Source organism: Zoogloea sp., from assembly GCF_028693495.1.
GTDB lineage: Bacteria > Pseudomonadota > Gammaproteobacteria > Burkholderiales > Rhodocyclaceae > Zoogloea.
This window is the reverse complement of record NZ_JAQUVG010000109.1, coordinates 1-10,841: the sequence shown is the minus strand read 5'-3', so window position 1 is coordinate 10,841 and position 10,841 is coordinate 1. Positions and strand designations below refer to the sequence as shown.

Sequence of the window (10,841 nt, the reverse complement as noted above, 5' to 3'; positions counted from 1 at the left end):
GCGGCCATAAACGAGCCATCGTCGCGCTGGCCCACAAGCTACTGCGCACCATCTTCTTCATGCTCAACCGTGGCCAACACTACCGGGATTCGGCCACCGACTATGAAGCGCTTTCCGTTCAACGCAACGCCCCTCGCTGGATCAAGGCGCTGACCAAGTTCGGCTTCATCCCGCAACACGCCTGATTCAGGCCGCCTTCGCTCCGATGACCTGCTGCGGTCAGGACTTCGCTCGTTCAGAGGCCGGGCTCTTTCACGTTAAGCATGTTCGACGCACTAACTTGTCGTGCTCCAGCCAGGCATCAGGGGACGAGGCCTGCACGTTGCCAACGAAGAATACGGCTGATAGGGTAAGGTGGATGAATTTCATAAATATCTTTTAATCTTGAGGGAATTTCATTTATCAGACTTCGAACAACACGGCACCGCGCTTGGCTCTGGTTAGCGCCACGTAGAGCAACCGCCTCTGGTAAGACGTTTCCTCGACGTTCCCCAGATAGCTCTCCGGGGTCACGACGATGACGCAATCAAACTCTAAACCCTTGGCGCGATGCATGGTGGCCAGGTGGACGACATTGCGCACATCGGGGTGATTGCTCTGCGCCGTGATAGGCACCGACGCGATACCGACTGACTGGAGCTGCTGTCCTAGCGAGTCCCGGCTCTTTTCGCTGTAAGTCACCACACAGAAGGATAGGCTGTCTCGCTCCCCCTCCTCGCTGCGCCATTTCTCGATGAAGTCTATGGTAGCCGCAGCGGCCTCCTCTAGTCCAGAAGTCCTCCGAACCTCTGGAGTCGGACCGTGCGACAGCGACTTGTAGCGTTTGGTCTCATCGGGGCCGTCATCCAGGTCATCGATTTCGCAGCCTTCGAGAAGTGAAACTGCTAGACGGCGGATTTCGTCGGTCGTGCGATAGTTCAGGTAGAGCTTGCGTGAGCGCCCGCGGATGTCGATGCCACAGCGGCTCATCGCCGCCCGGTTGCGGCTGTAGATGCGCTGGTGACCGTCGCCGACGAAGAAGAGGTCGTTCGGCCCGTGCGGAATCATCGCCCGAAACAGCTTCAGGGCCTGTGGTCCAAAGTCCTGGGTCTCGTCGATGACGATGGCCGCGTACCCAAGCTCCGAGCCCTGCTCAGTCGCAATCATCTCGGCGATTTCCCTGTATGCGTCATCGACCTCCTTGAGCTTACGGGATGCGAGTTGCCCGCGGTATTCCTCAAAGACGGGCCACACCGCATCACGCTTGGCGCGACTCAGAATCACGCCGCGGCCAACCCGCCGTGCCGTTCGGTATTGGTCTAGCGTGGTGAGCCCCTGCGCCAACACAACCTGCTCAAGTTCATCTGAGTAGAAGCTGTCGGGCAGGTCGAGCGTGGGGTCCTTGGCAGCCAGTGCCACCTGCCAGGCCTGCAGCGCCCCATCCTGCTTGCGGTCATAGACGATGCGGTGCTCGAGCTTACGCGACCGCATGAATCCACTGACCCAGGCATCGAGGTTCTTCACCTCGATTTTCGACATGGTGTCCGCACTACACAGCGTCTTCAGGTTCTCCTCGATGTCGAGGGCAAGGTTGCGTGTGAAGGTGGTGAAGAGCACCTTCTTGCCACCCAGAGCGCGGTTCTCCGCCAGCCATCTCGCCCGGTGCATCGCGAGTACGGTCTTGCCCGTTCCGGCGCCACCCAACACCCGCACCGGACCACTGCGGTCGCCCCGTGCAAGCTTGTTCTGTGTCGGGTGCAGGAAGACTCGCCACTGGGCCAGCGGCGCATTCATGATGGCCTGCATGGCCTCGTCGTCGACCACAACAAAGCGGGACTGAGATTCGGCTGTCGCCAGCGCAGCAGCAAAATCGCTGGTATCGATGGCCTGGTCCACCCGCGTCTCGCGTGATTGCAGCACCTGATTCACGGTATCACCGGCAACAACGAGGAAGAGGCCCTCGTAGGCTTCCGCGGGCAAGCGAGACTGCAAGGCATCGAGCGCTTCCTCGGAGCCGACTTTCCGCACGGCAGGAAGCAGTTCTGCCGGCACTCCAAGACTCATCAGTTCGGTATCTGAAAGCTCGCTGAAAAGCAGCACCGCGGCCGATTCGCTACTCTGCACAGGGACCGTGTCGCTCGGGGCTTCCTGCTCCAGCCCTACTGTCTCGACCGCCTGCTCGACTACGTGCTCCAGCATCACCATCTGCATCGCCCCGGTCACCGGGTTGATGGTCAGCTTGCGGTTCTCTGCCCAGCGATAGGCAGCATCGTGGTGGTCCACATACAGAAGTACGTAGACGTCCCCCTTCGAAGGCTTGAACACGATGCCGCGCCAATCGTCGTTAAGACGAACCGACTTCAGGTTGGGGTCTTTCGCTCCCTTGATGTTCTCGTAGTTGATGCTCGAACTGGTCGGGTCCACCTGGAACTGGATGGCCCATTTCATCACTTTAGAGTGCACCGATACCGGCAACCGAGCCAATTGCAGCAGGAAGTCCTGCGCGAGTGCGACCTTCGGCTTGAAGCTCATTGTTCTTCCTCATTGTCCAGAGTCAGGCCAAGCGCGGCCGCCACCACGCCCTGCCATGGGACGCCACCCGCGGTGACGAGCCCCTCGTCCAGTTCCACCACTTTCCACTGCGCCGCCGCCCAGGCCTCGCTCAGGTCGGCCTGGTCGTCACGCAGCACGACCAGCTTCTCAGGCGGCCACGCAAGCTCGGCGTCGGCCAGCACCCTGCCCTTCTCGTCGGCGAGCTCCAGCCCCACCTCGGGCACTGTCGCCCCCACCTCCGCAAGACGACGCAGGCCGGGGCGCATGGCGTCCAGGGTTTGTTGGAGGGTCGCCTCCCAGACCGCCAGCAAGGCCGCCTGACCTGCCCCGCCGGCAGACGGTGTGCCCACTGCGGCCACGCTACCTTGGAGTGCCTCATAGTCATGGCCATCGAGTCCGCTTCCGGTGACCATCAGTGTGCCGGGAAGGAACTGCATCGCATTGAAGAGCTGCAGCCAACGGCGCCAGGCGCGGTGGAGTTGCTCGGCGTTCTCCGCTGCCGCCTCGTCCAGCACCACGACGCCCGGGGCACGCCAATCGGACTCTGGCGGTTTCGGGTTGCCCCAGGCCGTGGGCCACCAGCCAATGAAGGCACACGGTCCCTCGTTCCTCCCGACACTCGGCGCATATCCGCCGCCGGGCACCTTGACCACCTCGGGCAAGCGGGGCAACCACTGAGCAAGCTGACCATCACACACCGCTTTGTCGGCCGGCGTCGAGGGAATCATCAAGAACCCGAGCCACAGCGCATTGCGCTGCAGCTGCGCGACCGCGCCGGCGTCCGTGCTGCCATCGCCCGGTGTCGCCAGCCACGCGAGCAGGCGCGCCACCGCGTGCTGGGTGAAGGCCTTCTCCTGCGAACGCGGGATGTGCGGCGGTGCCTTGCTGCCATCGTGACGGGAGAGCGCGACCAAGGGCGACTCCAGGTCGTGGTCGAGGCTGCCACTGAGCGCCGCTTTCACATCGTCGTGCGTGACCGACCACACCCAGCATTGACCGCTCGAAACGATGGCGCTGCGCTTCTGGGCATCCTCCCGCAGGCTGTTCTGATGGTCCGTCCAGCCGTCGCAGAACACCGCTATGGGCTTCCGCTTCGAGGTCGCGGACCAGGGCCAGATGACGAAGTCCGGCTTGCTCCAGGTGCTCAGGTTGAGCTTCGGGCCCAGCTCACACTGCGGCTCAATGCGGTAGCGCTGGCTACCCACCTCCAGCACCCAGCCTGCCTTGCCATTGACCACGTCCTGCACGAGCTTGACCATTGGCAGGCCGCCGACGCCGCTCAGGCGCTTGAGGCTCTCAATGAAACGGGCCTCCAGCACCGAGTCAAAGTTCGGGTTGATGAAGATGTCCGAAATCGTGTCCACCCGCTGCAGTTGCCCCAACGCCCCAGCGAGGTCCGCGAGCACCGCCTTAGCGTTATCGCGCGACACCTTCTCCATGCTACGGCCCAGCCGGTACTGGTACAGGCAACGGTAGCAGCCATCCTTCTCCGGGTCGGCGTTGCAAGTGCAGTTCGTCACCGCGTCGAGGGCCATCCTCAGCACGTCGGCCAGGGTGCCGGCGTCGTGGGCCAACAATTGGTGGAGGTAGCCCGTGCCCCCTGGCACCGAGTCGTACAACATCACGGAGTGCTTGCGCGGTCCGCCGTTTTTGCCCGGCTCGTCCTGCTGAACCATCCGGAGGTGGTCCACCTTGCCGCCGAAGCGGCGTTTCAGGCCCAGTTGCAGCGCCGCCATGAAGGACTGCACCACCCGTTCATCCACCCCGTTCTTGGTGTAGGGCACCAGAATGCGCAACGCCTCGGACTCGAACTCCCGATAGAGGTAAAGGCATTCCAAGAGGTTGGTGGGGTCGTTGTTACCATGCTTCGGGCAATCGAAACTGTGGGTCTGCTCGGCCGTCTCCCCGTTGCGCCTGGGCGGCTTCTGCACCTTTCCGCAGTGCCGGCACAGGCGAAACCCCGGTCGGGCAGCTTCCTTGTCTGCCACCTTGAAGGCCTCACCCGGCTTGGCGAGTTCTCCAAAGTTCACGTCGCGGAAGCTTACCCGCGAGATGAACTCGAAGCCGAAGGGCAAGGCGTCCGATGCAATCTGCCACGCCTCACGCACGTTGCCCGGCAGGAAGTCCGCCATCAACTGACGCACGTAATACTTGGGCTCCCGGTCATCGGCGCTATCGTCGATACGCACTTCCGAGTCGTTGCTGTTGGCAATCGCCTGGCGGAAACGCAGCAGGGTCCGCCGCTGCGCCGCATCGCCCCACATTGCCTCATGACAGCGCGGGCAGACCGGATGCACGTCCGGCTCCACACTCAGGTTCTGCATGTGGTGGCAGCTTGGACAAAAACGCCAGTCCTCGGCCTTGGCCAGGTTCATGTTGATTTGGTCCACTTCCACGCGCCGCTGGTTGGCGTAGAAGCGGTTTTCCGGGGCGAACTCGGACAGGGCCGACTGGGCCGGGCGCTCGTACTTCAGGGTGTTGAGCGTGACGTAACTGCCCTGGCCTGGCTCATCGACACCACGCCGGCGCCACAGCACCGACTTAAGCTGCACCCCGGCTTCCGGGAAGGCATAGTTGGGAATCAGCCCGTAGTCGGTCAGCGTGCCGAGCAAATCGCGAGCGTTGATTTCCTTGATGAGCTCGAGAAACTTGTCGCGCTCTCGCAGCAGCTCGTCGATTTCCGCTTTGGTCGCCTCGTCCTGGGGTTTCTGCCTAAGCTGCTTGACCGCCTTGTCGAGCTCGTCCTTGCGCTTCTTGTAGCTACGCCGCTCCTCCAGCAGCTCGGTCAGGGCCTTCATCAAGCGGGTACGCAAGCCGTCCGTCTCGCCCTGCCCCTCCATGAAATCCAGCAACCGCGTGCGGACCACCTCATCCACATCACCGTCGAGCAGTTGCATGAAACCGTTGAAGAGCCGCTCCTCGTGGGCCAACACATGGTCAGTGAACAGATAGGGGAAGCGGTCGAGCTTGCTCGCCTCCATCACATCCAGCGCCTGTGAGGTCTTGTCGGGCAGGGCATTCTGGCTGCCCAGCCCGGCCACCCAGTCGTCCATGCAGTAGGCGAACAACTGCCGGCGCAGCACCTCGGCGGCCTGCAGGAAGACACCCGGCGGCGCCACCTCGCCGGCCATCATCTCCTCGGTCTCGGCGAAGAAGTACAAGTCGTGCGGGCTGTTCCCATCGGCCAGGGTGGTGGTCATCGCATTGCCGTCGCGGCGCCCTGCCCGGCCCACGCGCTGCAGGAAGCTCGCCTGGTTCGGCGGCACCGAACACAGCAGTACCGACGACAGGCTGCCGATGTCCACGCCCATCTCCAATGTCGGCGTGGCGGACAACAAGTTTTCGTACCAAGGCGGTGGGTGCTTGTCCTTGAAGCGGCTCTCCAGCGCCTCACGCATCGAACGCTCCAGCAACCCGGTATGTTCCGCCGGGATGACCCGCCGCAAGTCGCCGTGGCTGAAACGCTGGGCCCACCAGTCACCCGCATCCGGAATCAGCGCCTCGTAGCGCGCATCCAGGGCATCCAGACACGGCATGCCGACAAGACGTTGGGCATCCTGGCGCGGCACGGCCAAGCGGCGTTTGCTTCCTTCGGTTGCCACGAAGGCCACTTCGCCACACAGCATCAGGGCATCCGGATTGAGGGCCAGCGTATCGCCCAAATGGTGGCTGGACTTGATGAGTACGCCATCGGCCACCAACAGACGAATAGCCTCACCATACAGGTCGGCGGCCATCCCCTTGGCCAGCAGCATCTGCTGACCGAGCACCACGCTCGCCCAGCGCTCATACCAGGTCTGACGCCCCGAGCCGACGAGCTTGTCGAAGTCAGTATGCTTGCCGAGCGTCACGAAGATGGGCCGCGGGGTGTTCGCGCCCATCCCCGGCAGCCACTCCCCACGCCCCGCCGTCTTGGTCAGCGCGAAAACGTTGCCGTCGGCCGCATACACGCTCAGTTCCGGGTCCATCACCCCACCGCGCTGACGCATGCGGGTCAGCATGCCCCACAGCCATTGCCCGACGGTGGCGGTATCAATACCCTGCGCGCCGTACTGCTCCCGGAACACCACCGACAAGCGGTCAGCAAGGGGTTCGAGTCTCGCCCAAGGCACCGCCAGTACAGCTTTGCCGATACGCTCCAGCGTCCGGCCGCGCTGGCTCAGGTAGGTCAAGTCGCTGAACAGCTGCCACACCAGGCGCTTTTTCACCTTGGCCGGTAAGCGGCTGTCGGCGGGCAGATGATTCTTCAGCAGCAGCTCGACCGACCAGTCGTGCTGCCAGGCCATGTTCGGACCGAGGAATTCCGAAACCAGCCGCGCCGGCTCCATGTGCAGCACCGAACCGGGCTCATTGAACTGGGCATGCGCCTGCTGAATGAAAGACGCCCAGGGCATGGCCTTGAGCCCCAGCTCATCCATCACGTGCGCCCAGGCGGTGCGCACGTTGTTCATGTAAGTCCGCGCACCGAAAAAGCCCGCCCGGTGCGCGGCGTCCTGCACCGAATCAGAAAAGGCAATCAGCTTCTTGTCGTCGTTGAACGGGCTGGCCCAGCTGTTTTCCACCACCTGCGAACCCAGCGTCGCGTTACGGGCACCGAGCAGCTGCAGCTCGCCGCGCTCACCGCAGGCCGGGCAAGTCTGGTCGTGGTGGGTGTATTGCGCCTGGCCGACCACGCGAGTCTGCTGGGCCGTCACCCGGAAAACCGGCATCAAGGCTTGGTGCCCGCAGGCGAGGCACGCCTCCTTGCCCTGCTGCACGTTGCCGCAGCTCACACATACCTGTTCCTCGATGCCTTCGACCTGTGCGCGTCCTATGCTTCGCGCTGCGTAGAAGCGCGTCGCCTCAGGGCGCCGCGAGAACCAGGTGTTATAGATTTCCTCCAGGTTCGTGGACAGCTTGCTGCTACCCTGCACCAGACGCGAAATCCACCCCGTGGTCCGGCACTGACGGCACTGCACCATGGGCAGATACACCCCGTCGCGCTCACCCGGCAAATCCCGTTCGCTGCGCAGCATGACCTCTTCCGAGTCGGCCGCGAGCTTGCCCACCATGCGGCGCAACTCGCGCACCCACACCTGCACACGCAGGGTCACCAGCGGCTGATTGCCCTCCCGCAAGGCCCAGGCCATCAGCACCAGCAGGGCGTCAAGCACCTGCCGAATCTCGGCTTTGCTGGCGCTGGGCATGTTGCGCGCAAAGGCCTCGGTGAGCATGTCGTAGCTCGCCACCCCGCCCTTGAGCAGCTTGAGCAGATTCACGAACAACTGGTGACGCTTGAGCAAAGACCCAAGGGCCTTGCGCCAGGCCCGGTCACTCACATCCGCCGGCGAGGGCTCATCCGGAAAGAACAGGCCAAACCAGGCCGCCACCGCGGCCTCCGGCGAGCGATAGCGGGCGGGCTCCAACGCCTCCAGCCACTCGCGATGGAAGCTGAACATGAAGTCCACCATCGCGTCTTCCAGAAACACCCCGACCGACTGGCGGTTCTCCACCACCACGGAGTCGGGCTCGAACGGCACCCCGAACACTTGCCGGGCGTACTCGCGCAGCGGCCCGGTGTCCGAGCCGCTGCCGAGCGTCGCCGAGGTGCCGGCGCAAATCAGGTGCTTCGGGTCAATCTTCAAGCGCGCCCGCAGGCGGCGCAGCAGCAGGGCCAAGTCCGTGCCCTGCGCACCGTCGAAGGTGTGCAGCTCATCGACCACCACATAGCGCAGCGTGGTCGGCGTGTTCGACGCCCACAGCTCGCGGTCCATCGGCCGCAGCATCAGGTAGTCGAGCATCTTGTAGTTGGTCAGCAGGATGTCGGGCGGGTGCTTGCGCAGCGTGGCCCGGTCGGTGATGACCGAGCGCGGCGTCATCATCATCCCCTCGCCAGCGTTACCCGTGTTACCCCCTACATAGAGACCCACCCGCAAGCCTGCGAAGGCCGGCACGCCGGCTACCATCGCCGCAATACGCCCCGCCTGGTCGGCAGCCAGCGCGTTCATCGGATAGATGACCAGCGCCTTGATGCCGCCCTCCCCGGCCTGCCGGGCGCGGGCGCAGTGGTCGAGCACCGGATACAGAAAGCACTCGGTCTTGCCACTGCCCGTGCCGGTGGCCACCAAGGTGTTGGCTGCCTTGTGCAGGCTGGAGAGCCGCTGCCACGCCTGCTCCTGGTGGCTGAACCCGGGGTACTCGGTCTGGAAGCCGGCGAAGAACGCGCGCCCGGCAGCACCCGGCACGAAGGGCAGCCCCACCTGAACGTAAGGCCCCTTGAGCCAGGCCGCCTCATCCTCTACGAAGCGGCTCATCAACCCATGCATGAAGGGGTCGGCAGGCTCGAAGGCGGTGACGAGGAACTGCTTCAGGCCGGTCTGGATGTCCTTGGCAAGGAGGGAGGGCAGCATGTCAGAAGTTCGAGAGAAAGGGCTTGCGCACCTGCTGCCGCCTTTTTAAGCAGGTGAAGTTGCGCTTCGGCACAACGAATGGTCAGAAGCGAGTCATTGAAAGGCGCGGACATAGGCAGCCCGACAATGATAATTCAATGTTCCGAACCGTCTCACCCCTTGGCGCCGGGAATCGGTTTGAAGTACCCCTTGATGCACTGCGCGGTGTTGATGACACACACCTGGATGTGGTTTTTCGCTCTGAAGCCCGATTCATCGTACAGAACATCGGCCTCAGGGAACGGCGCCCGTACTGAGTCATAGGGACGCATGCATCTTTCCTTGCGATAGAGGTGCAGAGACTGGATGACCGCACAATCCAACTCACGCTTTAGTCGGTCCGCACCACCGGTATTACGGGGCAAAGGGACTCCAGCCAAGGTGCAGGAGTCGCGCAGAGTCTCGTAGGCCTGCCTGACCGCCTCCAGGCCAGAGATGGTAGTCAGGTCCAGGCAGTAGCCAAGGTCGATGATGGCACCGACCACGTCGGGCTTGGTCACCGTTCCCTTGGTCTTCCCGTTGCTGGCCCAGTCTAAGGCCCGGCCTGGGTCCTGCTCCCAAAAGTAAACCCCATGGCCCAACCACTCGGTAGTGCTTTCAGACTTCTTGAGGCCGTCCAGCGGTGACTGCACGACGGTCTCGACCACACCCGCGTCCGTACCATGAAAGCCCAGGACAAACGAAGGCTGCCAGCGGTAGAGTTCCCAGACGTCAGACACGGATGAGCTGCTTGGGCTTGCCCTTGGCCGATACCAGCCCCGCACGCTTCAGGAAATCCAGCGCGGCTGAGGGGCTGGCAGTGACCTCCCTTTTGAACTCGCGCATATCCGCCATCAGTTCGTCGTGAGATGAGAGCGAGCGGACTAGCGGACTGTCCACTTGCGCTTTGTTGCTTCGGGTTTGCTTCTTCATGGCGGCTCCTTGACTCTATGAATTATGCCCGAAACGTCGACATGAGGCCGAGCCACAAATTCTCGCACCCCTCCGGCCTGGATGTCGTTAGCGAGAATGGAGAGCCGCATGTCGAGGTCACTTAAAGGGGTTACGGACCTGCAGATGGCCTAGTTTCAACCCATCGTGCAGGTCTTCGGTGTACAGCACTTCAGCACCGACCTCCTGCGCCGACGCGCAGATGAGGGCATCGTAGAGTGGGAGTTGATCGCGCTCGGCCAGCTGGAGCGCGCTCTCATGGGTGGCAAGTGACAGCGTCACCACCTCGCAGCACGCCTTTACGGCATCAAGCAGCTCATGCACCTCGGACCAGGGTAGCTTTAGCTTGCGCCGGCAGACTGATGCCGCCTCATTGAGCACCTGAACACTGACCATGCCACCCTGTGCCAGCAGTGCTTCGGCCGCGTTGGCCTTGTGCTCGTCGGCCGACAGCAGGTAGAGCACGACGTTGGTATCGAAGAAGACAGCGCCCATCAGCGCTCCCGGTCTTCTTCATGGGCTTCGAGCCGGTCGAAGCGAAAGTCTACAGGCAGCCGGCCTCTCAACCGACGCAGGCGAGCGAGCAGCTCCTGAGGCTGCGCCTTGCGGGCGACCTCCAGCGTGCGGTCTCCCACGACGTGCAGCTCGATTTCTTCACCTTCCTTCAGCTCCAGCGCCTGAACCACGGCGGCAGGCAGCCTGACGGCCAGAGAATTTCCCCATTTGGCGACTTGCATGACGGCCTCCTTGCTTGGATATACATCAAAGCGTCAGTTTATCCTTTTTCGGAGACTCTAAGGACGGTCTGGATGACCCGTTCCCTTAGAACGTGTTCACAATCTTTTGAGGAGCAGCACCAAAAATGCCAAGTGGGTGAACTGCAAGCTGGTGTTGATCCAGCGCTCGCAGTTTTTCCACAGCCGCCTGTTTTTCTCCAGCCAGGCAAAGCTA

Annotated in this window: 6 protein-coding genes and 2 pseudogenes; 1 reads left to right on the top strand and 7 read right to left on the bottom strand. The window is 62.8% G+C overall.

The window, feature by feature from the left end; all coding sequences use genetic code 11:
• Positions 1 to 185, top strand: a pseudogene (locus PHD22_RS14645) (IS110 family transposase); the annotation flags it as partial.
• A gap of 217 nt (positions 186 to 402) precedes the next feature.
• Here the strand turns inward: PHD22_RS14645 and PHD22_RS14640 are convergent.
• The 7 genes and pseudogenes from PHD22_RS14640 to PHD22_RS14610 all read right to left on the bottom strand — a co-directional run.
• Entirely contained in the window at positions 403 to 2,511 is a 2,109-nt protein-coding gene (locus PHD22_RS14640; protein WP_299868409.1) for a UvrD-helicase domain-containing protein, read from the bottom strand.
• Complete coding sequence (locus PHD22_RS14635; RefSeq protein WP_299868406.1) at positions 2,508 to 8,921, bottom strand: DEAD/DEAH box helicase; 6,414 nt, start codon at positions 8,919 to 8,921, stop codon at positions 2,508 to 2,510. Before PHD22_RS14635 ends, PHD22_RS14640 begins: the two co-directional genes overlap by 4 nt.
• 152 nt (positions 8,922 to 9,073) lie before the next feature.
• Positions 9,074 to 9,679, bottom strand: a complete 606-nt coding sequence (locus PHD22_RS14630; protein WP_299868403.1) for a hypothetical protein — start codon at positions 9,677 to 9,679, stop codon at positions 9,074 to 9,076.
• Positions 9,672 to 9,872: a hypothetical protein gene (locus PHD22_RS14625; RefSeq protein ID WP_299868400.1), complete on the bottom strand. Its 201-nt coding sequence runs from the start codon at positions 9,870 to 9,872 to the stop codon at positions 9,672 to 9,674. The genes PHD22_RS14630 and PHD22_RS14625 overlap by 8 nt, the downstream gene beginning before the upstream one ends.
• A 117-nt stretch (positions 9,873 to 9,989) precedes the next feature.
• Positions 9,990 to 10,385, bottom strand: coding sequence for a PIN domain-containing protein (locus PHD22_RS14620; protein WP_299868397.1), 396 nt, complete (start codon positions 10,383 to 10,385; stop codon positions 9,990 to 9,992).
• On the bottom strand, positions 10,385 to 10,627 hold the full coding sequence (locus PHD22_RS14615) for an AbrB/MazE/SpoVT family DNA-binding domain-containing protein (protein ID WP_299868395.1): 243 nt from the start codon (positions 10,625 to 10,627) through the stop codon (positions 10,385 to 10,387). The genes PHD22_RS14620 and PHD22_RS14615 overlap by 1 nt, the downstream gene beginning before the upstream one ends.
• A gap of 96 nt (positions 10,628 to 10,723) precedes the next feature.
• Positions 10,724 to 10,841 (bottom strand): annotated as a pseudogene (locus tag PHD22_RS14610) (IS5/IS1182 family transposase); the annotation flags it as partial.